Here is a 22303-nt window from a genome sequence, read left to right on the forward strand (position 1 = left end):
TAATAGGTTTCAACCCCCTTTTGAAATATAGAAACACTTTAAGCCCCGCAGCCCGTTGCTGCGGGGCTCTTTTTTTGCCTATCGGGTCAGTTCGACCATAATGACCTCGGGGCGGTTGAAAACTCTTAGCGGAAAGAGGCTGTTCCCTAACCCGCGGCTAACGACCATCGTTGATGATCCGACCTCGAACTTACCCGCGTCGTAACGCGGAAAATAACCTTGATTCGGAGCAATCAATCCGCCGAGGAATGGCAGCCTGATCTGTCCGCCATGCGCGTGACCGGAAAAGGTCAGATCGATATGGTTATAGGTGTAAACGTCAAACAGCTCAGGCCTGTGGGATAGCAGAACCGTGAAGGATCCCTCCTTCTTGTTGTTTGCCTCTTCATCGATTGAATCCAGTGCTTTCCGTATTCTCTCGTCAGCGCCTTGACTCCCCATATATCCGTAGAACGCCGGATCATCTATGCCGATTAAGCGGAAGCTTCCATCTCCCAGCTTAATGGTTTCGCCTGCATTTCGCATCACATGAACGCCGAGCTCAATCAGCCCCTCCTCGAGCTGGTCATAGCGTCCCGAACGCCGTTCATGGTTGCCGGTCACGAAATAAACGGGCGCGAGCTTCAGCATCTCGCGCATGGCGGTTAAGCTGTTCTCTGCGTTGTACCGCCTCGCGTCCACTAAGTCGCCGGTCACCACAATGAGATCAGGCTTAAGCTTGCTCACCTTGCGTACTAATCGCCTCTGGTTATCGCCGAACATTTTGCTGTGCAAGTCCGATAGCTGCACGATACGGTATCGATCGAAGCCGCTCGGCAGCTTATCCGATTGCATACGCAACGTCGATGTCGTAATCGCGTTATTTTCGAAATAAAAGAAAGAAATAGCTAAGGCTATGATAACAATAACCACGATTAACCCTCTCTTCTTCGTCATTCGTAATCTTGCAAGGCGCATGATCAAACTTCCCTTCTGTTATTTCATTATTTAGCGCGCTGTATCGCCAGGCTCCAAGACTGCCACTCGCGATACGAGCTTGCCTCACTCCTCCAATCGGCTACGGAATCGCCTATGCCGTCCAGCTCCGGATGCTTCTTCTCCAGCTTATACATCGCCGGCGCTGCATCCAAGGAAAGCGTGCTTAAATAGGCAATGTCGATGATGCCGGTCTGTTCGAATCGTTCTATGTTTTTGTCCGCAATTCTTGCGTCGATATTTATATAGTTCATCAACGCATATGCCGCGATTGACACGCCGATATAGACTTTGGCCAGTGAGAATCGCTCTTTCCAAATACGGATAACAGCAACGACGCACAGCACCGTCAAGTAGATCATGAAGCCGTGAACGAGCAGTCTCGTCTGCGTATAGCCGTAAGCTTCTTCATATAAGGAGAGGCGGCTGTATGCGGAAATGAGCATGACGAGAGTACAGAAGATAAGCGACGTCAAGGAAAGCTTGCGTACGAGCTCCCCACCGCGGCCCGCCCTACGTATGCGATGAAGTCCCACGAGAAGCAGGCACACATTAATTACCGATACCAGAACAAGCTCTACGAAGCCTCTGCGCGCATATTCGGCGTAAGCCGAACCATCCGGGAGCATACCGCCCGCAGCACCGAACAAATACGAAAATTGGATGCTCACAAACAATAAGTATACCGCGTTGATGCTGATAAGGAATGTGCCTGCCGTAACGGGGTCAAGCATCATTCGCTCCCGAACGGAGGCTGGTCCCGGGCTCGGGCTCAATGTTGGATCCTTCGACTCGACGTTCGTCTTGCGGAACAGCAGTACCCATATATAACAGAAAGCGTACAGCGCGATAACGCCGCCGTACAGTCCGCGTCCGAATAAGTCGCCTGCCGTCCTTAGCCGGAACAGCTCTGGAATTTTGTTCAGCCACGACTGGAAGATCGAATCCGCCGATGCCAATAACGTAATAACGACGATCAGCAGCGGTGCAGCTAGCAGCAAGCCGATAATCGCTTTTTTGACCGCGGCATGCTTCGCGTCGCCCCGCTCATTATCCTTTAGCCGGCTGCCGATCAAGCTGAACGGCACGGTCACATAAGAGAAAGGTTTAATGATGCTCAAGAACAGCAGCTCCCTATAAAATCTGCCCCGATACCATGGAAGCGCGCTGCTCTTCGTCAGCAGCACCGTCTGCGAAATAATAAGAGCGAATAGCACAAATCCGTTCAATACCCGGAATACGTCATTCGCGAACAAGGAATAGGTCAACGTCAGTAAGCCTATCGGCACAAATAGCGTCCACGCCGAGCTGAATTGCCCCCGCCACTTCTCGAAGCCGCCGATTCGGCCTTTCACCGCGTAGAAAAACAGTCCATAGAAGGCGCTTACGAACAAGAGCACCGATAGGCCTGCCCTCGCTTCTACGAACAAATATTGACTCAGAAGTCCGAAAACACATGCAAGTACGACCATTGTATCGTATTTCTTCTGCCATGGCGCCGGATCTCTCATGTCTTACACCTCTACTTTACCCGATTTGTGATGAAGCTCCTTTTATTGTAACCTAGAAAACAAGAACAAAAAGTGCAAATTCAAAACTGGAAATTTCATATTTTATAGAACGGGAGTGTTTCGCTGTTGAAAATACGCCGACATTACTTAACGTTGAGACGCGCATACGCCCATGTGCAGGAGGGGGCATCGGTAGAAGCGACGACACAGGAGCTTGCCGAGCTGCTGGCATGCACGCATCGCAATATGGTTATGCTGCTGCAGCGGATGCAGCAGGAAGAGTGGCTGCAATGGCAACCGAAGCGCGGCCGGGGCAACCGATCGCTGCTTACGTTCATAGCCGGAGCGGACGCCTTAATGCTTCAAGAGGCGCAAGAGCTCGTTCATAAACAAGATCTGCAAGGCGCGCTTGCGATCGTGCAATCGGCGCAGCAATCCGCCAGCGTACAAGTCCGGTTCCAGCAATGGCTTGCCGGTCAGTTCGGTTTTCACTCCGAGGTGCAGGGCAATCGGCGTACCGATATCCTTCGCTTCCCGCTCCCGCAGACGATCCATTCCCTTGACCCCGCCGCTATCCATTACACGGGCGAATCCCATCTGGTCAATCAGCTCTTCGATGGACTTGTCCGCATGGATGCGAAGGGCGAGTCGATTCTGCCCCATCTTGCGCATGCTTGGGAAGTCGATGAGAGCCGAACATTGTGGACATTCTACTTGCGCAAGGGCGTTCTCTTCCATAACGGACGCGAGCTGTCATCGTCCGACGTGAAGTACTCGCTGGAGCGGCTGCGCGAGCTCGCGCCAAGCGGCCTCCACGGCTGGGTATATGCCGGAATTGCATCGATGGAGACGCCGGACGATACGACGATTCGCATCCGGCTTGCCGAACGAAACGAGGTTTTCTTATCGTTTCTCGCTACGAATAGAGCTTCAATCGTGCCGCAAGACGCATGCGATGCCGAGACCGGGCAATTCCTCGAAAATCCCGTCGGTACCGGGCCTTTCAAGCTGGCCGGTCATGAACAAGGCGTATGGGTGCTGGAGGCATTCGCCCCTTATTTCCAAGGCAGGGCGTTTCTCGATCGGGTCGAGATATGGACGCTGGAGGAGGTCGAGGATCGTTTAATGGCGCCCGAGCTTGCGAGTTTCCAGCTCATGCACAACGTACGGATGAGCGAAACGGCGAGCGAGCAATGGCAGCAGGTTCGCCAGTCGGGCATGACCTGCAAGTTCATAACGGTCAACGAACTGAAGCATGGCCCGCTTGCGAACCCTTCCATCCGCGAAGCGATCGACCTTGCCATTAATCGGGAGCGATTGCTCGAGCTGCTCTCCGGCGATGTCATCGAGGAAGGGATCAGCTTTTGGCTTCACCAAGAATCGGCAACACCCGACGGAATGAAACAAAGCGATCCGACATCTGTAGCCGAAATACGCGTACTGCTCGCCGAGGCTGGTTATAATGGCGAAAAGCTTGTGCTGGCAACGATTCCGCAGTATGAATCCGATGCCGCGCTGATCAAGCAGGTATGCGCAGCGGCAGGGGTCGCCATTGAAATAAGGCTCATTGCCGCCGAAGAGTTCAAAGGAAAGTCGAGGTTGGAAGCCGACTTCCTTTTGTTCGCCATCATGTTAGACGAGCACCGGGAGCTCCGTCTCGTTGATCTGTACAAAAGCATGCAGCAGCATATGCTGCCCGCTATATACAGGGCTCTTGGCGACCAGCTTCAATCTATTCTATCCGAGGCTGATCCGCAACAGCGGAAGGCGCTGTTTCTACAGATCGAGGAAGAGCTAAAGCGCGCGCACAGCCTCATTTTTCTATACCGGAAACATCTAAAGACGGCGTTTCACCCGTCCGTTCGCGGCATCTCGCTCGAATCGCTCGGTTGGGTTCGCTTTCGCGACATTTGGTTTACTTAATGTGTGCTGCCGGCTGATCGCATGTTTAGAGCTATGTTGGATTTTGGCAGTAACTTCAGGCCGGAAAATAAAAAAGAAGCTGCCTAGGCCCTTGCGCCATAAGGGCAGCTTCTTCTTCATTTGCAATGAACTATGCCACCGTCAAAATAATCGGAGCTTCCTTCGTAATGATGATCGTATGCTCGTGCTGGGCTGCCACGCTCTTGTCCGGCGTACATAATGTCCAGCCGTCAGCTTGCTGCACGACGTAGTCCGCGCCCGTGGAGAGAAAAGGTTCTATTGTTATAACGAGCCCTTCGCGAAGTACACGCTTATCCCTCTTATTATAGAGAGGCGATATTTGCGGCCATTCATGAACCGCTCGGCCGACGCCGTGGCTGCATAGATCGCCGATGATCTGGTACCCACCAAGCTTCGCCTGCTGCTCGAACATTTTGCCGATCTGATTCACCTTCACCCCATGCCTCAGCGAGGAGATCACCTTCATCATCGTCTCATGCGTAAAACTGCAAAGCTGCTGAATCTCCTCGGTATACGGCGCTACTTGGAAGGACGTGCCCGTATCCGCCACATATCCGTCCTTCTCGGCGCATACGTCGATATTGACCAGATCGCCCGGCTCTATTATACGGCTGCCCGGAATACCGTGCGCCACTTCATTGTTAACGCTGATGCAAGTATGTCCCGGAAAGTGGAACGCCTTCTTAGGTGCTGAGAAAGCGCCATGGCTCTTGAGCAGCTTTCCGCCAAGCTCATCAAGCTCCCTCGTCGTTATTCCCGCTTCGGTTTGCCGCTTCTTTTCATTTAAAGTTATCGCAACAATTCGTCCGATTTCCTTAAGTCCGTCAATATCCTTCTGTGAGTCTACAGTCATATATCGTCCGCCGCTCCCATCTCTTGTCGTTCCGTTACCTTCTTATCTCATTTTATCACTGTTTCCTGCTGCATTCTACCGAAGGCGAGACGGCTAACGCCATCCTTTTGGCAAGGGCAAGCGAAATTCGCCATTCTAACATATCGAAAGATCCATAACAAGAAAAAAAATATTCATACAAGCTCATCTATCTTTGCGCCTGCTCGGCAAACCCGCGCCAGTGCTCGCTTTGCGCTATGTCAGCAGAATGATAGCGCTTACTATGCCAATTTTTGCAGGGTATTCTGCGCTTTATTTTTAAATTTATAATACGAGTGACACTACTGAAGAGGAGCGATACTCTTATGAAACAAGGCTTCAAAACAAAACTTGCGGTACTCATGATGGCGGTAAGCATCCCTGCTACGGCATTGTTGAACGATGTGAGCTTCGCAGCATCTGCATCCGTTGAGGCAAAACGAAACAAGGTTGTCCAAACGGCTATTTCCCTTAAAAACAAAGTGGATTACGTGCACTGGAATCAGCGTCAAGAGAGCAAGCCTCCATACAAAACGGACTGCTCCGGCTTCACATACTTGGCATACAGACTGGCGAATGTCGGCGTAAAGCTCGTTAACAGAGACGACGACGATCAAGCGAAAGTTGGACAACGGGTTGCTTGGGGCAAATTCGAGAAAGGCGATTTGATCTTCACATGGAATGGCGGCTCGAAAAACAAAAGCGACGTTGGCCACGTAGGCATCTACATCGGCAACGGCAAAATGATCCACAACGCAAGCGTGAGCAAAGACGTTGTCATCTCCAACGTCTATAGCAGCTACTACAAAGAAAGATTTATCGTTGCAAGACGCGTTATTAAGTAATCGTTATCCAAAAAACGCAATTATTCCCGATCTATTTACCGGCATAGACTGAACAAATAATAATACCCTATCAAGCGCAAGGAAAGAACCTGCGTTAATAGGGTATTATTATTTTCAACCGCGCTGCTACATAACCTTTAACTCCGGAGCATCCGTGCTTCTCTTCAAATGCCGCTTCACATGCTCATGCACCTTCCTCATGCGGTTCAGCTCGCCGCTTCCTCCCGCTTGCGCCTTGATTGTCTCGGCCATCGGCAGTATCCGGAACTTGCTTCTCGCTCCGTTCTTGGTAATGCGCGTCCAGGTCGGGGTAAACTCGACGTTCCTGATTTCGATCTTGCCATTGTCGTTCTTGCGAACATGAATGCGCGTAATAAGGCCGGTCAGCGTGTGGTCGTTATAGTACAGCCTCGTCGAAATGAAGTTGCCCAGCGAATAGATCGCGAATCTGCGCTTGCTCGTGCCCCATATATCTCGTGATTCATAAAATAACGCCGGTTGAATAACATGCGAATGAGCGCCTAGAATAATGTCGGCTCCGTTCTTGAATAACAACGGAATAAGCGTTCTCTGCTGGTCGTTCGGATACATCCCGTATTCCTTCCCGAAGTGCATGCATACAATAATAACCTCGGCGCCCGCAGCCCTTAGCTTCTTAAGATCGGCAACGATCTTGGCATTGTCGATGAGATTAACGGCCCATTTATGATCGGAAGGAACCGGTATTTGGTTTGTCGTCTTCGTGTAAGCGATAACGCCGATCTTAATCCCTTTGACCTCATGAATAAGCAACTCCTGCGACTCGCTATGCGAGCGAAACGTGCCCGTATGGGCAATGCCTACTTTGTCCAAAACGTTCAAAGTTCGCTTAAGGCCGCCGATGCCGCAATCCATGCAATGGTTGTTGGCCGTCGTAAGCACATCGAAGCCAAGGTTTTTGAGCGTATCGGCGAACGGATCAGGGCAGTTGAACATCGGCCAGTTCGTCTTCGGATGCCGCTTCACGATGGAATAGTCGCTTGCTTTCGGTCCGCCGAAGTTCGTTTCCAGGTTGCCGATCGTAAAGTCGGCGCTGCGCAAATGGGAAGCGACAGGTTCGAATATCGGATCGAAGGAATATCCTTTATCGCCCGATACCTTCGCTGAATTAATAATTCTCGTCTTGATTAGAAAATCGCCGACCGCGGCAATCGTAATGTCCGTGCTCATGATTCATCTCCGTTCTCTAACCTGTACCTGAGTGAGCGGTCCCCCTCGGGGTCGAGACCGCAACACAACACATTATATGAGTAGGCGAATGACTCCGTATGGATATGTGCCTAGATGAAGTTTTGTCCGTCAAAATAAAATAGAGGAAGGAAAAAAGCTCCGCTCGATGCGGAACTCCGTCCCTTCCTCTTCCTTATTAATCAATGAGTTACTCGTTGATTACTTTCGTATAAGTCGAGCTTGTCGTAATATAGACGCTCTTGCCGTCTACTTTAACCTCGTACCAGTAGCTGTTCGCCTTCTTCACAAGTTCGGCCTTCTGTCCCAGTTCCAGACGGCCGACCGTTGCCGAGCTCGAGCTTGCCGACGCCTTCAGCGATACCCAGCCTTTAACAGTCGTCACGTAGTCCTTCTTCTCCGCCTGCGGCGCCGAACCGCCGCTTGTCGAGCCTCCGATGACCTGCGTATACGTGCTGCTTGTCGTAATATAGACCAGCTTCCCGTCGACCTTCACTTGATACCAGTAGCTATTCACCTTTTTCACAAGTTCAGCCTTCTGTCCTAGTTCCAAACGCCCTACCGTCGAAGAGCTTGAGCTGGCTGATGCTTTCAGCGAAACCCAGCCCTTCTTCGTTGCCACATACTGCTTGTCCGACTGCTCTTCCCCTGGATTGACAATTTCCGGCGGTTGCGGTGTCGGGTCAGGTTGTTGTACGATAGGGCTATCCCACTTTGGGATCGATTTTTGGGGCGGAAGTATGTAGGACTTTGGAATTACCGGCGCCTGTTCAGTCTTGCCCGCCATGCCTGTAAAGGCTGCGTCAGGCAGAACGCGTCTTGCTGAATGGAAGTTCTCTCCCCACCAATAGGACCAGCCGTCTATAGTACCCAGCGCGGTCGGATTGCCGTCGCCACGCGTACCGATAACGACAGGTTGCCCGTTGCGATTCGTACCCATATAGATCGCAACATGCATAATGTGATCCGTTGTTTGCCATGTCAGAAGATCTCCGATGCGCAGGTTCTCGATTCCGGTAAGCTGCCATTTGCCATTCACTTTCTTCTTGCCGACGCCCGTTACTTTGGTGCCGACGCTGTCATAGTTTCTAGACGTTTCGGTGAGGCTATAGCCGAAGTCGCCGTATACGAGACTCGTGAAACCCGAGCAATCCTCATAGCCGTATTTGCCGTACGCTTTGCTGCCATGACCGTATACTAAATAACCATGCTCCATATACCATATTGCTCGCTCTACGACTTTGTATGCCAAAGTGCCGGATTGACCTGCGTATTTGGCGCGGAAATCCGCCACGTTATACAATTCATCCTTTACATAGCTGTCTGCGTTAATATACTTATTGTATTTGGCGATCGCATCCGCCTTCGTCGAGCTTGCAGCCCCGAAAGCAACGCCCGTCGCGCTAAGAGATAATGCCAGTGATAATACGATAATCTTCTTCTTCATCCTATCAGCTCCTTAGCCTGAGATATACCCCTATAATAGCAAGATTTGCTGCCCCATTTCGCTGGTATATCTAACCAGTTGCCGTTTTTCTGTCAGCCTATTCCATATGTAGATCGCCCGACATCTCCTAATGAAAGCGATATCGGGCGATATTTTTCTTATTTTTCTAATAATTGTCGCGCATATTGAAAGCCGATATGAAGGCTTTGCTCCCATGCTTTGTGCCCGTAAACCCGCTTCATGATCGTCTTTCCGGGCTTTATGTTGACCTCGATCAGCCACAGCTTGCCGCTCGTATCGACCGCGAGGTCGATCCCTAATTCTGACAGTCTGGATTTGTACGATTTTTCCAGAAATGAAGGGATGTACTCCGCTACCTCCGCAACCATTTCTGTAAGCTTTTCGCCCTTTTCAGCGCCGAATTCCTTTGTCAGATACTGGACCACGCCAAAGGCGTTGCCGCCACTTTTAATGTTCGAAGTAATCTTGCCGCGCTTACCCTCGCGAACAGCCATTCCTGACGTCTGCCACTGCCCGTTCCCGTTTTTCTGCACAAGCGCGCGAATATCGAATACCCCGCCCCTGCTGCCCCGGATATCGATCCACTTCTGCATCAAGTGCCTGCCGGTCCCCAGCACGCCTCGAATATAACCTCCAAGCCCGCTTCGCGGCAACTGCTGATTTTTCTTGCCGTCCCGTTGTACGGTGAAATGCTCCTTATGAAGCGTAACACGTATAATGCCTCTGCCTCCCCATCCATTGATCGGCTTCAGCATGACGCTTTCATGCTTTTTCAGAAATGCAATGAACGCTTCCGCCGATTTCACCTGCTCTGTCGGCAGCAAATATGGCTTCAAGTAGGCGGACTGCACCAGATGGCTCTGAATCCGGCATTTGTTGCCGAGACCGTAGGCTGTGAACGGCAGCCGGCTGCTCTTCTTTACGATCGTCGCTCTGTGCATATCCGCAGGGGTATAGAAGCCGATGTCGAGATTCATTTTCGGAAAAGGTACCGTCGCCCTCGCCCAGCTCCCGTTCCGGTACAAGCTGCCGCTTATGGCGCGTCGCTTGATACTGACATCCTTCGGCGTGTATACGAGCAAACCGTCGAACTTCTCGGCAATCGCGGACTTGGCTTGGCGGTTAAACGCTTGCGGGCGGGAGACGCGGTGCGTCATGATCCCCAATATTTTTGTCATAATGAATTCGCTCTCCTGTCTGGATCTACTCTTCCGCATTATCCTATGACAATCGCGTGGGGGCGGGCCTTAGGCTATCACCCATTTCACGAATGCGGCAGGGGACAGGTACGATTTGGCCTCCATTCGAATAACATGAATGACGTCGATCGGAGCCTATTGCAAGGCATACAGTCGCTTTTACAGAAGCACGGAGGAGAATTCGCCATGATAGCCAAACAGATCAGGTATCCCGGAAGAAAGTGGCTGAAGCATGTGTCGCTTTGGAGTGATCCGCTGCTCAGGGAATATTTGCCCGACACGATGCTGTTCACGCCGAAAAACTTTATTGAAATGATCGATAAATACACTGTCCTCTTCCTCAAGCCGGATCTTGGAATGAAAGGGCAGGGCGTTATGAAGGTTACGCATGAGAAAGACGACTATATTATCCGAACGGCATCCTGCACACATAAGTACCGGAGTAAGAAGCACGCCGCTCTAAAGCTGAAGCAACTGATCAAAGATAAGCGATATATCGTTCAGCAAGGCATCGACCTGATCCAGATAAAAGGCAACCCGATCGACTTTCGCGCCCTGCTTCATCTGAAGCCGGATGGGGACTGGCGGTTCTTCGGCATAATGGGAAAGGTTGCCGCACCGAATCGATTCGTAACGAACCACAGCAACGGCGGCAAAGCGATAAGGCTGTATACTGCGCTAGGCGTTACGAAGGAAGACGGCCAGGAATGGTATAAACGAATCAAAGAGATATCGCTTAAGATCGCAGCGGCAATGAAGGAGCATTTTCCAAAAATTGCTGAGCTTGGTCTTGATATCGCTATCGATACGGACCGGAAGATTTGGCTGGTAGAAGCCAATACGAAGCCGCAGTACCAGCTATTCCGCTATCATTCAAACCCGCGTTTGTTCGGTCAGATCGCGGCCTCCGTTCGCGCTATCCGATCTACATCCGCCTAACAGCGCCTGCTTGCTGCTTGCCTTATAGAATCCAGTTCGGAGAACGTTCCAATTGACGTTCCGTGTTGGAGGCTATTGACGCTTGCATGCAGTGAAATCGATTGAACAAGTCGGTGCTGGGAAGGAGTATTCATGAATAGTACAAAGGTAACGCTGCGCATCAATCAGGATGAGCCTGGTGCAAGCGCAAGCAGTCCCTCGCTGCTGCTCAGCGAAGAACACGCCAAGAGATGGAACATCCCCTATCGTACGCCTCTAACTCTATCGTTTGGCTCCGCCAGGCAAGAGATTACGGTTGAACCGTCAACCGAGGGCAGCTTCTTGCAAATCGATGCGAAACTTGCCGCCAAGTGGGGTGCCAAGCACGAACAGTTATTAAGCTTTGTTTATAAAAACTCTACCAAAACCATACAGCTTGGCCCGCTCATCGGGGTTATCGTAAGCCGCGTTAACCGAAATTCGTCCGAGATGCCATTCGGCACTAATACGTCTTTTTGCTATGAGCTATCCGAGCTGTGCAAAAGCTATGGCGCGTCCATCTTCTTTTTCACGAAGGAGGATGTCATGAGCCAGAGCGATTCGATCAAGGGGTGGCACTATACGGACAGTTGGGTGCGTGGACGCTTTCCCGTACCCCATATCATTTATAATCGCATCACGTCCCGCAGGAAGGAGAGGCTGCCGGGCGTGCAGCAATTCGTTCGCTATGCGAAAAAACGGCATAACGCCGTGTTTTTCAATGAAAAATATTTGAATAAGACGGAAGTATTCGAGGCGCTTAAGAAGGAGGCTTCACTGAAGCCATATTTGCCGGAGTCGTATCCGTTGCGAGGCTCCAAGATGCTGAAGACGATGTGCAGCAAGTACGAGGTCGTCTTCATTAAGCCGATCAACGGCAGTCTAGGCAAAGGCATCGTGAAGGTGTATCGGGGAGGCGGGCCTGAGCAGGGTTATACGAGCCATGTGAACAATGTGACCGGCATTCGCGCACAAACCTTCTCCACGCTGGATAAGCTCTACGGTTCGATCGCTGCCAAGCTGAAGAGGAGCCAGCACCAGATCCAACGCGGACTGAAGCTGCTGTCGGTGAACGGCAGACCGATCGACTTCCGGGCGCTCGTCCAGCGGGGCGAGACCGGGCAATGGACGATTACGTCAATCGTGGCGCGGATCGCGGAAAATAACCAGTTCGTCTCGAACGTGGCGCGGGGCGGGACGATCAGCACCGTCAAAGCCGCGCTTGCGCGCACGGGCTCGTCCGCGGCGGCGGGCGGCTTGTCGAAGCTGCGGCGCGTCTCGCTGCTGATCGCCAAAGGGATCGATTCCCAGATCCCCGGCCACTTCGCCGAGCTGGGAATCGATCTGGCGATCGACACGCAGGGGCGAGTATGGCTGATCGAGGTCAACGCCAAGCCGTCCAAGGAGGACTCCTCGCCGCTCGACCAAAGCGGCAAAGCCCGCCCATCGGTGAAGAAGTTCGTTCAATACGCCTACTTCGCCTCGGGCTTTAATGGGTAGGCTTTGAAGGCTTGGGAAGCTTGGGAAGCTTGGGAAGCTTGGGAAGCGAGGAAAGCGGGAAAGCGAGGAAGGGTGTGAAGGGAGCATGCCGCTGGTTGGCTTGCTCCCTTTACCTGTTGCGGCGGGCATTGTGCGGCGGCTGCGCTGCCTCAACACGGCGGTCTCAACTAAAATCCCTCGGGCATAAGTCGGTTTTCTCCACCTATTCTCCCTCCAGTAACCTATATTTGCGCGAATAGGCGGGATTTCCCATCCTATTCTGTCTACAAGCGCCGCTTTCTCTCCTCCTTTCGTCGCTCCCACCTTGATTAGTCGGATTTCTCCACCTATCCTCCCTCCAGTAACTCATATTTGCGCGAATAGGCGGGATTTCCCATCCTATTCTGTCTACAAGCGCCGCTTTCTCTCCTCCTTTCGTCGCTCCCACCTTAATAAGTCGGATTTCTCCACCTATCCTCCCTCCAGTAACTCATATTTGCGCGAATAGGCGGGATTTCCCATCCTATTCTGTCTACAAGCGTCGCTTTCTCTCCTCCTTTCGTCGCCCCCACCTTAATAAGTCGGTTTTCTCCACCTATCCTCCCTCCAGTAACCTATATTTGCGCGAATAGGCGGGATTTCCCATCCTATTCTGTCTACAAGCGTCGCTTTCTCTCCTCCTTTCGTCGCTCCCACCTTAATAAGTCGGATTTCTCCACCTATCCTCCCTCCAGTAACTCATATTTGCGCGAATAGGAGGGATTTCCCATCCTATTCTGTTTACAAGCGCCGCCCGTTGCTACGGATACAGCTTTAGCGCTTTATCCGTAAGACGGTAGGAGCGAATTCGTTGCCCACCAGCAACTGGCTCTATTATTTCGAGGCTTCTCAAACGATCCAAATATTTATATATCGTCGTGCGGTCCTTACCCAGCAACCCCCTCGCCTCCTTCGGACTAAACTCGAACCCTTGCCCATGCTTAAGCGCCCATCTTAGCAATTCGCGCAAAATCGCCGGGAGTTCGAGATCGGCTACCTGCCGTCTCCCTACGCCGTAGAACTTACCCAGCATCTGCTGAATGAATTGCTGGCATTGCCTTGGTTTATCGACAACGTCGTCGTAAGAGAATCGAATTACCTTCCAATCGTCCAACATGAGCTGGTTCTGCCTAAAGCGATCGTCCCCGAACGTTCGTCGCGATGCGTTTCGATGGTGTCCCCCATAACCGTCGATTTCAATGGAGATGCGCTGTCCCCCTCGAATATACGCAAAATCAAGAAAACGGCTGCCGTCGCGATAATCGTTTACCTCGTACTCAGGATGCAGATCATCAAGGCTTCCTACGACCGGCCACCAAACGTTACGAACGAAAGAATGCTCGCCATGATCGTTACGCTCAACTAACCTGCGTCTGCGCTCGCTTGCCATGTCCCGCTTCTCCATATGCGACGCGATCCACTTTCCGTAAGCCTGATCTACCTCGCTCCCCTTCCCCCTCAACTGCTGCTCGCGCTCGATAGACGCCATCATCCCCATTACTCCCCTTTTAGCATTAAAATAAAAAAACACCGTTCTCCCGGACGTAATTGTCCAAGGATGAACGGTGTGCTTCACCAAATGTTACTTTCATAAAAATCGATCATGCCATTTTTTATCATTATAAATCATTCATCAATGTTAGTCATTAGTCATGCTGCTAACTAACTTGCAACGACGCAAAACAATGCAAAAGCATATGCCCATCCATCTTACTAAGCCCGGAACAACCCATACCCGTTCAACGGTACGACCGGGTTCGCGTCCTGTAGCAAGCCCTCCGAGCGGGCGCCATAGGCGACGTCCACGAGCCAGCGGGTGAAGCCTGCCACGTTCATCGCCTCCATCTCCTCCAAGGAGAAGAAGCCCGCCGCATCGACCTCCACGCCGTCAGGCGTCGGTTCGCCGCTCGCGTAATCCATATCGAATGCGATATAAATATTATGTATGCCTCTCGGCTGATCGCGAAGCGCCACGATGCTTTTGACGACGGCTTCTACGCCGCATTCCTCCTGCACCTCTCTGCGAATCGTCTCTTCAATCGGCTCCAACTGCTCGATATACCCGCCCGGATTCGTCCAGTAGCCTTTGCCGGGCTCTTGCGCCCTGCGAACGAGCAGGAGCTTGTCCTCCTTCATGACGAGCGCGCCTACCCCGATGCTGTAATTCCCCCAGTGGACATAGCTGCAGGATGTGCAGGCTTTTCTAACCGTCCCATCGACGTCGCGCGACTCCATCTTGCTGCCGCATGTGATGCAAAAATTCACTTCCACCTCTGTCACCCCTGATCTAATGTAACTCATCTACTCGGAACTAGGAACTCGTCACTCCGCACTCCACGCTCTTCGATCGCCCTCGATACCCATTCTTACTTTCGAGGCAATCGATAGACAGCCAGCGGCTTGCCATAGCGGAACGGATTGCTAATCTCATCCAGCTCCTCAGCAACTGCGGCATCCAACGAAATCTCGGCGCTCTTCAGATTATCTTCCAGCTGTTGCTCCCCAGTTGCCCCTACGATAACCGTCGAGACAGCCGGCCGCCCCATAAGCCAAGCGAGCGACATCACGCCGGGGCTCATTCCCGCCTTCTCGCTCAGCGCGACAACCCGATCGCTCAGCGCAAGCGTCTGCTCCGTAATGAACCGGCCGAAACTCGGATCGGCCGAAGCGCGCGAGCCTTCGGGCGCTCGAACCGCAGCGCTGTATTTCCCCGTCAATATGCCCCCCGCAAGCGGAAAATAAGGAATAATGCCGACGCCTTGATCCAGACACATCGGAATAAGCTCCTTCTCGGGCGTTCGATCGGCAAGCGAATAGCTCGTTTGCGTCGAGACGAACCGATTCAGTCCGAGCCGGTCGCTGATGCCAAGCGCCTTCATCAGCTCCCACGCATAATAGTTGGATGCGCCGATATAACGAACCTTGCCCGACCGAATCATGTCCTCGAGAGTCCGCAACGTTTCCTCAAGCGGCGTGTCCGGATCGAACGTATGGATTTGGTAGAGGTCGATATAATCCGTTTTGAGCCGCTTCAAGCTCTGTTCCAATTCTGTCTGCAAGTGGTACCGCGAGGATCCGCGCTCATTGTCGCCCGGTCCGCGGACGAGACCGGCCTTCGTTGCGAGTACAACCTGTTGACGCTTCCCTGCAAGCGCTTCTCCGATGATTCGCTCCGATTCCGTGCCCGCATATATATTCGCCGTGTCGATAAAATTAATGCCCCGCTCTATCGCCAGGTCGATGATCCGCTTCGACGCATCGTCATCCGCTCGCTTGCCGAACGCGTTCGTGCCAAGTCCAAGCGCGGAAACCTTCAATCCGCTGTTGCCCAATCTACGATATTGCATATCCCATAACACTCCTTCCGCCTACGAAATAACTTAATTATACTGCAAACGGCCGCCGATGCCATACTTGCATCCCCCTATAAAGAAGTCCTCCCTATGATGTGTTAAAATAACGGATATACTCTTTTCCCTATCAGATATCCGATTCGTATTTTCAAATAAAAAGGAATGAACCGGTTATGAGTTTTCGACTTACGAAACGCATCATCAAATTGTTATGCGGCGAGACTTCCTTTGCCAGAGGCGAAGCGCTCCAGCAGGAAGGAAAAGTGGCGCTAACCTCGGAAGACGCCACCGCTTCCGTTCACCTCTACGAGGCTGTTGTCTCCGGCAACAACCGTTATGAAATAACCGTCAACATAGACGGCAACGGCGACGTTGACGCGGAATGCACCTGTCTTGCCTTCTATTCGTCCGACAAACTGTGCAAGCATGTCGCGGGCGTGCTGCTGCATATCCACGAGCAGCAATTCGGGGAAGATTCGCCCGTTCATTCCTATTCCTATAATCTCGACACCCAGGACAAGCAGCAGCCAACGTTCACAGACCGCTCGGAAAGCCGATCCTCCCAGCGTTACAAGCAACAGCAGATCCGCGCCGCCGAAGACGACAACCGGCTCGTAACCGGCTTGCTTGGCCTATTCGGCGACAGGCCGGCCAGACCGACGGGCGCAGGCGCACTCTTCGACTCCAGGATGCAGCTTGAGGCCGAATTCACGATTAAGCTGCATGCTTACGGCAATCGCAAGCTGATGTTCGGCATCGAGCTGAAGGCCGGACCGAAGCGTCCCTATATCGTGCAGCGGATTAGAGATTTTCTCAATTGCGTGGACCGGAGAAAGCCATACCCGTTCTCGAAGCATTTTATTTACGATCCCGCCATTCACTGCTTCCGCCAAGAAGACGATGCGGTCCTGCAGCGGCTCATACGCATTTACCGCAACGAATCATTGATCCGGGAGAGCGCGCTAGGTTTGTCCGGCGGTAACAGAACCGCTGGCGGAGACCGCATGCTGCTCATTCCTCCGGCCTCATGGGAAGAGCTGCTGCACGCTCTCGGTCAAGCCCCCGCAGCAACAATCGAGCAAGACGGACGCCTCTATGCAGGCGTAACCGTCACGGACGAGGCGATCCCGCTGCAATTCCGCTTCGATCAGGCTGAAACCACTACCGCCGACAGCTGCCTGCTTGAGGTTCAAGGACTCGAGCAGCTAGCTGTTATGGAAGACTACGGAATCGTCCTATCCCAGGGCAAGCTGCTGAAGACGGCGAGCGAACAATGCCACCGATTAGCCGAGCTAAAGCAAATGCTCGAACAAGCGGACAAGCAGCAGTTGACCATTGCATCCGCGCAGATCGAGCCTTTTATGGAAAAGGTTATCCCGGGCCTCATGAAGCTCGGTACCGTCCATATCTCCGAAGCGGTGTCCAAACGCATTATTCGAATGCCGCTGCGGGCCAAGCTTTATCTCGACCGCATCAAAGACCGCCTGCTGATCGGCATGGAATTTCATTATGGCCGCCACATCATTAATCCGCTGAACGTCGAATCGACGAAGCGCGCTTCAGACCGTATTCTTATGCGGGACGGCGAGCAAGAACGGCGCATTATGTCGCTCATGGAGCAGGACAGCTTCGGGAAAACGGAAGGCGGCTACTTCATAGACGACGAGGATGCCCAGTACGAGTTTCTGTACCATATTGTGCCGGAGCTCGAGAAGCTGGCCGAAATTCATGCCACCGGCGCCGTTAAGATCAGGCTATTCGCCGAGCATGCCCCGCCGCGTGTCCGGATAGACGTCGATGAGCGAACGGACTGGCTTGCCTTCACCTTCAACATCGACGGCATTCCGGAAGGCGAAATTAAAGGTATTCTGAAGTCACTCAGCGAGAAACGCCGGTATTACCGCATGCCGAATGGCGCGCTTATGCCGCTCGAAACCGAGCAGTTCCAAGAAATCATCCGCCTTATTAATGAATTAGGCTTCGTAAGCGACGAGCTGCTCGGACAGTACATGCGAATTCCGGCGGTCCGCGGGCTTCGACTTGCCGATCGGCAGTCTCAAAGCGATACGGTCAAGCTCGGCAAGACGCTTCGCCAGCTGCTGGACAACTTGCGCAATCCCGACAACCTTGAATTCACCGTTCCTCCTACGCTTGCAGGCATCCTTCGCGATTATCAGGCGTACGGCTACCAATGGATGCGGACGCTCGCCCACTACCGATTCGGCGGCATCCTCGCCGACGATATGGGCCTTGGCAAGACTATTCAAAGCATCGCCTTCGTCGTCTCCATGCTCCCGGAAATACGAAGCGAAGGGATGCCGGCAATTATCGTCTCGCCCGCCTCGCTCATCTACAACTGGCGGAACGAGCTTCACCGCTTCGCCCCGGAGGTTCGCGTCGTTATCGCCGACGGCACGAAGGAGGAGCGCAACGACATCGTAAGCCATGCATCAAGCGCCGCGCGGGCCGACGTCATCATTACGTCCTACCCGCTGCTGCGCAGAGACATTCTGCAATATGCGGACCAAACTTTCCATACGCTCATCCTGGATGAAGCGCAAGCGTTCAAGAACTACGCGACGCAGACGGCGCAAGCCGTCAAAGCGCTGCAGGCGCGACATCGCTTCGCGCTTACTGGAACGCCGGTCGAGAACGGCTTAGAGGAGCTATGGTCGATCTTCGACGTCGTCTTCCCGCAGCTGTTCCCTGGCCGCAGGCAATTCGGCGAGCTGCAGCGCGAGACGATCGCGCGGCGCATCCGCCCGTTCCTGCTGCGCCGCCTTAAGCGCGATGTGCTTGGCGAGCTGCCGGAGAAGATCGAGTCCATCCAGACGTCCGAGCTGCTGCCGGAACAGAAGAAGCTGTACGTCGCCTATTTGGCCGAGCTGCGGCAGGATACCGTACAGCATCTGAACAAAGACAGCTTCAACAAGCATCGGATTCGCATCTTGGCAGGCATTACGAGACTTCGTCAGCTTTGCGATCATCCTGCATTGTTCGTCGAGGGCTACCAAGGCAGCTCCGCCAAGCTGGAGCAGTTGCTCGAGATTATCGAGGAATGCCGAAGCGCGGGCAAGCGAATGCTCATCTTCTCGCAATTCACACAGATGCTCGGCATCATCGCACGCGAGCTTGCCGATCAAGGCGTATCGCATTTCTATCTCGACGGGAGCACGCCCGCTGCCGAGCGCGTCGAGCTGTGCAGCCGGTTCAACGCCGGTGAGCGGGAACTGTTCCTGCTGTCCCTTAAGGCAGGCGGAACCGGTCTGAATCTAACCGGTGCAGACACCGTCGTGCTGTACGACTTATGGTGGAATCCCGCCGTCGAGCAGCAGGCTGCCGACCGCGTGCATCGCATCGGGCAGCGCAACGTCGTTCAGATCATTCGCCTCGTCACGCAAGGAACGATCGAGGACAAGATGGTCGACCTGCAGCAGCGCAAGCTGAACCTCATCGACGAAGTCGTGCAGCCCGGCGGAGAGAAAGAGCTTACCTCTCTGACCGAGCAGGATGTGCGCGAACTGCTTATGCTGGAGGGCCCTGCCGTTTGAACGACGTGCCGCATCGGAGTATAATGCGTTGTAACCTTATATACCGGAGGAGAAAGACCTATGCGTTTCATAAGCAATAACAACATCACCGATCCAACGCTCAATTTGGCCTTGGAAGAATATATTCTTCGATCGTTGCCCGACAACGACGACTATTTGCTGTTTTACATCAACGAGCCCTCGATCATTATCGGCAAAAATCAAAATACGGTCGAAGAGGTCAACGCGGAGTATGTCGAAGCGAATAAGCTGCATGTCGTACGGCGGTTGTCGGGCGGCGGCGCCGTGTATCACGATCTCGGCAACCTGAACTTCAGCTTCATCATGAAGGATGACGGTCAGTCGTTCCACAACTTCAAGAAGTTCACCGAGCCGGTCGTCCGGGCGCTTCGTAAACTCGGCGTCGAGGCCGAAATGACGGGACGCAACGACCTGCAGGTCGGCGAGCGCAAAATATCGGGCAACGCGCAGTTTTCCACCAAAGGCAAGATGTTCAGCCACGGCACGCTGCTGTTCGATTCGGAGATCGAGAACGTCGTCTCCGCGCTTAAGGCGAATGCCGAGAAATATGTGTCGAAATCGACAAAATCCATCCGAAGCCGCGTAGCCAATATTACGGAATTTCTGTCCGAGCCGATCACAATCGAGCAATTCCGCCAGCATATTCTGGCATCCATCTTCGAGGATCAGAGCGAAATCCCGTTCTACGAGCTGACCGAGCAGGACTGGGCGAATGTGCAAAAACTAGCGGACGAGCGTTACCGCAGCTGGGAATGGAACTACGGGCGCTCGCCTGCCTTCAATATGCGCCAAACGAAGCGAATCGAGGGTGCAGGGACGTTCGACGTGCGACTGCAAGTCGAGGAAGGCGTCATCGTAGACGCCGTCATCTTCGGCGATTTCTTCGGGCGAGGCGACAGCAGCGAAATCGCTCGGCGGCTCGTCGGCACGCGCTACGATGCCGCTGCGCTGAAAGAGCTCGTGAGCGGCATCGATCTGCCGTACTACTTCGGACCTGTTACGCAGGAGCAATGGCTCGAGCTCCTCTGAGGAACCAACAGAACAGCCCTGCTCCTATTACGGCAGCAGGGCTGTTTCCATTTACTGAGCAACCGGGCGACTGCTTCTCTTCCTCCTGAGCGACAACGACAACGCGGCAGCAGCTAAGCCGAGCAATGCCGCTCCGCTTGCGAACCAAGGATGATAGAGGACGGTATCGATCGCATTGACGGCCGCTCCTCCCGCTCCGGCGCCAAGAGAAATGCCCAGATGGATGATGGACAGGTTGATGCTGAGCACAAAGTTGGAAGACCGGGGCGATTGCTGGATGAAGTACATATTAAGCGCCGGTGCCGTCATAAAGACCGAGCTCATCCATAACGCCAGCAGCACGAGCACGACAATGGGCGCCATCGTGAAGACGGGTACGAACGCAAGGGCAAGCGCAGTAAGAACCAAGCTGCCGACGATCATTTGCCCAGCGCCCCATTTATCCGCTCCATACCCCCCGATCCGCGAACCCAATGCGCCGAACACGCCGAGCATCAGCATGATTCCGCCAAGCGCCACGTTGTTCATATGAAGTATATCGGTCAGGAACGGTGCAATGTACGTTAACAGCACCGCATTGCTTACGCATGCCATAAGCGAAATGAGAAGACCGCTGCTGATTGCTGGGTTACTCAACACGGTTAGCTGCGATCGGAATGATGCTTGCGCATCCCCTTCGATTTGCGGCAGCAAGCGGAGCAAGATGAATAGAATGACCAGGCTAAGAGCCCCTAGTACAAGGAAGATCGCCCTCCATCCCCACCAATCGGCAATGGCGACGCCAAGAGGGACGCCAAGCGCCATCGCAGCGCTGAAGCCGAAAGCAATCGTCCCAATCGCGGCACCGATCCGGTTCGGAGAAACAAGCTTTGCAGCCGAGCTAATGGCGACGACGGTGTACACGCCGGCGCTGGCTCCAAGAATAATTCGCGACACGATAAGCGTCTCGTAATTGAAGCTTGCGACCGCAACGAGACTGCCGATGATATATACGGCTATAGCCCCCGCCAACACTTTTTTGCGGGTCCAACGCGATGTCAAAGCAATGAGGAACGGCGTGCCAATCGCGAATGATAGCGAGAAGGCCGTCACCAGCTGCCCCGCCAAGGCTAACGAGACACCCAAGTCGCCAGCTATCGCACTCACAACGCCGGATACGACAAGCTCCGCCGCTCCAACCAGAAACGCGCCTAACGCGATTACGTAAACAAGAAATTTATTCATTCCTTCCTCCACCCTTCCATCTCTGCAAAATAATCGAATGTTTCACTTGCATTTACTCGATTGATTGTCATTATAATGAGGTAACGATATTAATGTAAGAAGGCAAAATATTTGGACATTGTCCGGATAAATGGATCTACTTACTATAAGTAAGTAGAAGGAAGGATGACGGCTATGAACAAACCAGCGGAAAAGAAAGAAAAGAAAGAGGAAGAGGTTCAAGAACTATCTTCAATCTGCGAGGTATTGCGAATACTCGGGGCGAAATGGTCTTTCCTTGTCATCGCCGAGCTGAACAAAGGTCCGCAACGCTTCAAGCAGTTGCAACGAAACGTGGCAGTCGTGAAGACGCAGTCGCTGACGGACACGCTGCGCCATTTGGAGAAGATGGGCATCGTTAATCGCGAAGTATTTCCGACCGTGCCGGTAACGGTTGAATATTCGCTCACGGACAAAGGGAAAGACTTTCGTTATGCGCTTAATGAAATGGATATATGGATGCAAAAATGGGGCAAAAAGCAGCTTACGGATGACGTAGCCACTAGCAGCTAACAACCAAAACCCCAAATCAAAGAAGCTGAGATAGCCGTCTTATTGACGTCATTCTCAG

17 protein-coding genes are annotated in these 22303 nt (G+C 53.0%); 7 read left to right on the top strand and 10 right to left on the bottom strand.

Translation table 11 applies throughout. The features are described 5' to 3' along the window. Positions 1-78: 78 nt before the first annotated feature. Together J2T14_RS24340 and J2T14_RS24345 are read right to left on the bottom strand one after the other, a co-directional pair. Positions 79-957 (bottom strand): metallophosphoesterase, encoded by an 879-nt coding sequence (locus tag J2T14_RS24340; RefSeq protein WP_307475030.1) that lies wholly within the window; start codon positions 955-957, stop codon positions 79-81. A 26-nt stretch (positions 958-983) separates the two neighbouring features. After that, positions 984-2486, bottom strand: coding sequence for a DUF4153 domain-containing protein (locus J2T14_RS24345; RefSeq protein ID WP_307475032.1), 1503 nt, complete (start codon positions 2484-2486; stop codon positions 984-986). A gap of 126 nt (positions 2487-2612) precedes the next feature. Between J2T14_RS24345 and J2T14_RS24350 the strand changes: the two genes are divergently transcribed. Continuing rightward, a complete protein-coding gene (locus J2T14_RS24350; RefSeq protein ID WP_307475034.1) occupies positions 2613-4409 on the top strand; it encodes an ABC transporter substrate-binding protein in 1797 nt (598 codons plus the stop codon). A 130-nt stretch (positions 4410-4539) separates the two neighbouring features. Here the strand turns inward: J2T14_RS24350 and map are convergent, their stop codons facing one another. Further along, the gene (map, locus tag J2T14_RS24355) at positions 4540-5283 is read right to left on the bottom strand and encodes a type I methionyl aminopeptidase (RefSeq protein ID WP_307475036.1); all 744 of its coding nucleotides are present in this window, start codon (positions 5281-5283) and stop codon (positions 4540-4542) included. Positions 5284-5627: 344 nt separating this feature from the next. On the opposite strand from map, the gene J2T14_RS24360 reads away from it, so the two are divergent. Then, positions 5628-6146, top strand: coding sequence for a C40 family peptidase (locus tag J2T14_RS24360; protein ID WP_307205206.1), 519 nt, complete (start codon positions 5628-5630; stop codon positions 6144-6146). Between the two features lie 126 nt (positions 6147-6272). Here the strand turns inward: J2T14_RS24360 and J2T14_RS24365 are convergent, their stop codons facing one another. The 3 genes from J2T14_RS24365 to J2T14_RS24375 form a co-directional block, all read right to left on the bottom strand. After that, the gene (locus J2T14_RS24365; RefSeq protein WP_307475038.1) at positions 6273-7355 is read right to left on the bottom strand and encodes a CapA family protein; all 1083 of its coding nucleotides are present in this window, start codon (positions 7353-7355) and stop codon (positions 6273-6275) included. A 208-nt stretch (positions 7356-7563) separates the two neighbouring features. Further along, positions 7564-8820, bottom strand: a complete 1257-nt coding sequence (locus J2T14_RS24370) for a C40 family peptidase (protein WP_307475041.1) — start codon at positions 8818-8820, stop codon at positions 7564-7566. 158 nt (positions 8821-8978) lie between these two features. Then, positions 8979-10019: a YheC/YheD family endospore coat-associated protein gene (locus J2T14_RS24375; RefSeq protein WP_307475043.1), complete on the bottom strand. Its 1041-nt coding sequence runs from the start codon at positions 10017-10019 to the stop codon at positions 8979-8981. Between the two features lie 207 nt (positions 10020-10226). Between J2T14_RS24375 and J2T14_RS24380 the strand changes: the two genes are divergently transcribed. Together J2T14_RS24380 and J2T14_RS24385 are read left to right on the top strand one after the other, a co-directional pair. Beyond that, on the top strand, positions 10227-10979 hold the full coding sequence (locus J2T14_RS24380) for a YheC/YheD family protein (RefSeq protein WP_307475045.1): 753 nt from the start codon (positions 10227-10229) through the stop codon (positions 10977-10979). Positions 10980-11111: 132 nt separating this feature from the next. After that, complete coding sequence (locus J2T14_RS24385) at positions 11112-12497, top strand: YheC/YheD family endospore coat-associated protein (RefSeq protein WP_307475047.1); 1386 nt, start codon at positions 11112-11114, stop codon at positions 12495-12497. Positions 12498-13275: 778 nt separating this feature from the next. Here the strand turns inward: J2T14_RS24385 and J2T14_RS24390 are convergent. The 3 genes from J2T14_RS24390 to J2T14_RS24400 form a co-directional block, all read right to left on the bottom strand. Continuing rightward, positions 13276-14007: a DNA-binding response regulator gene (locus tag J2T14_RS24390; RefSeq protein ID WP_307475049.1), complete on the bottom strand. Its 732-nt coding sequence runs from the start codon at positions 14005-14007 to the stop codon at positions 13276-13278. A 221-nt stretch (positions 14008-14228) separates the two neighbouring features. After that, complete coding sequence (locus J2T14_RS24395; RefSeq protein ID WP_307205197.1) at positions 14229-14786, bottom strand: NUDIX domain-containing protein; 558 nt, start codon at positions 14784-14786, stop codon at positions 14229-14231. Between the two features lie 95 nt (positions 14787-14881). Further along, entirely contained in the window at positions 14882-15862 is a 981-nt protein-coding gene (locus J2T14_RS24400) for an aldo/keto reductase (protein WP_307475052.1), read from the bottom strand. Positions 15863-16041: 179 nt separating this feature from the next. Here J2T14_RS24400 and J2T14_RS24405 point away from each other — a divergent pair, with 179 nt between their 5' ends. Together J2T14_RS24405 and J2T14_RS24410 are read left to right on the top strand one after the other, a co-directional pair. Beyond that, positions 16042-19419 (top strand): DEAD/DEAH box helicase, encoded by a 3378-nt coding sequence (locus tag J2T14_RS24405; protein ID WP_307475054.1) that lies wholly within the window; start codon positions 16042-16044, stop codon positions 19417-19419. 60 nt (positions 19420-19479) lie between these two features. After that, a complete protein-coding gene (locus J2T14_RS24410; protein ID WP_307475056.1) occupies positions 19480-20469 on the top strand; it encodes a lipoate--protein ligase in 990 nt (329 codons plus the stop codon). A gap of 51 nt (positions 20470-20520) precedes the next feature. On the opposite strand, the gene J2T14_RS24415 is transcribed toward J2T14_RS24410, so the two are convergent. Beyond that, positions 20521-21693, bottom strand: a complete 1173-nt coding sequence (locus tag J2T14_RS24415; RefSeq protein ID WP_307475058.1) for an MFS transporter — start codon at positions 21691-21693, stop codon at positions 20521-20523. A gap of 174 nt (positions 21694-21867) precedes the next feature. On the opposite strand from J2T14_RS24415, the gene J2T14_RS24420 reads away from it, so the two are divergent. Then, positions 21868-22245, top strand: coding sequence for a winged helix-turn-helix transcriptional regulator (locus J2T14_RS24420; RefSeq protein ID WP_307475060.1), 378 nt, complete (start codon positions 21868-21870; stop codon positions 22243-22245). Positions 22246-22303: the final 58 nt, after the last annotated feature.

It is taken from the genome of Paenibacillus harenae, from assembly GCF_030812415.1.
Taxonomy (GTDB): Bacteria; Bacillota; Bacilli; order Paenibacillales; family Paenibacillaceae; genus Pristimantibacillus; species Pristimantibacillus harenae_A.

What these genes read in the sequence shown, in the direction of transcription:
- J2T14_RS24340 (WP_307475030.1), bottom strand. Translation starts at nt 957, where the DNA reads ATGCGCCTTGCAAGATTACGAATGACGAAGAAGAGAGGGTTAATCGTG.
- J2T14_RS24345 (WP_307475032.1), bottom strand. Translation starts at nt 2,486, where the DNA reads ATGAGAGATCCGGCGCCATGGCAGAAGAAATACGATACAATGGTCGTA.
- map (WP_307475036.1), bottom strand. Translation starts at nt 5,283, where the DNA reads ATGACTGTAGACTCACAGAAGGATATTGACGGACTTAAGGAAATCGGA.
- J2T14_RS24360 (WP_307205206.1), top strand. Translation starts at nt 5,628, where the DNA reads ATGAAACAAGGCTTCAAAACAAAACTTGCGGTACTCATGATGGCGGTA.
- J2T14_RS24365 (WP_307475038.1), bottom strand. Translation starts at nt 7,355, where the DNA reads ATGAGCACGGACATTACGATTGCCGCGGTCGGCGATTTTCTAATCAAG.
- J2T14_RS24370 (WP_307475041.1), bottom strand. Translation starts at nt 8,820, where the DNA reads ATGAAGAAGAAGATTATCGTATTATCACTGGCATTATCTCTTAGCGCG.
- J2T14_RS24375 (WP_307475043.1), bottom strand. Translation starts at nt 10,019, where the DNA reads ATGACAAAAATATTGGGGATCATGACGCACCGCGTCTCCCGCCCGCAA.
- J2T14_RS24380 (WP_307475045.1), top strand. Translation starts at nt 10,227, where the DNA reads ATGATAGCCAAACAGATCAGGTATCCCGGAAGAAAGTGGCTGAAGCAT.
- J2T14_RS24385 (WP_307475047.1), top strand. Translation starts at nt 11,112, where the DNA reads ATGAATAGTACAAAGGTAACGCTGCGCATCAATCAGGATGAGCCTGGT.
- J2T14_RS24390 (WP_307475049.1), bottom strand. Translation starts at nt 14,007, where the DNA reads ATGATGGCGTCTATCGAGCGCGAGCAGCAGTTGAGGGGGAAGGGGAGC.
- J2T14_RS24400 (WP_307475052.1), bottom strand. Translation starts at nt 15,862, where the DNA reads ATGCAATATCGTAGATTGGGCAACAGCGGATTGAAGGTTTCCGCGCTT.
- J2T14_RS24405 (WP_307475054.1), top strand. Translation starts at nt 16,042, where the DNA reads ATGAGTTTTCGACTTACGAAACGCATCATCAAATTGTTATGCGGCGAG.
- J2T14_RS24410 (WP_307475056.1), top strand. Translation starts at nt 19,480, where the DNA reads ATGCGTTTCATAAGCAATAACAACATCACCGATCCAACGCTCAATTTG.
- J2T14_RS24415 (WP_307475058.1), bottom strand. Translation starts at nt 21,693, where the DNA reads ATGAATAAATTTCTTGTTTACGTAATCGCGTTAGGCGCGTTTCTGGTT.
- J2T14_RS24420 (WP_307475060.1), top strand. Translation starts at nt 21,868, where the DNA reads ATGAACAAACCAGCGGAAAAGAAAGAAAAGAAAGAGGAAGAGGTTCAA.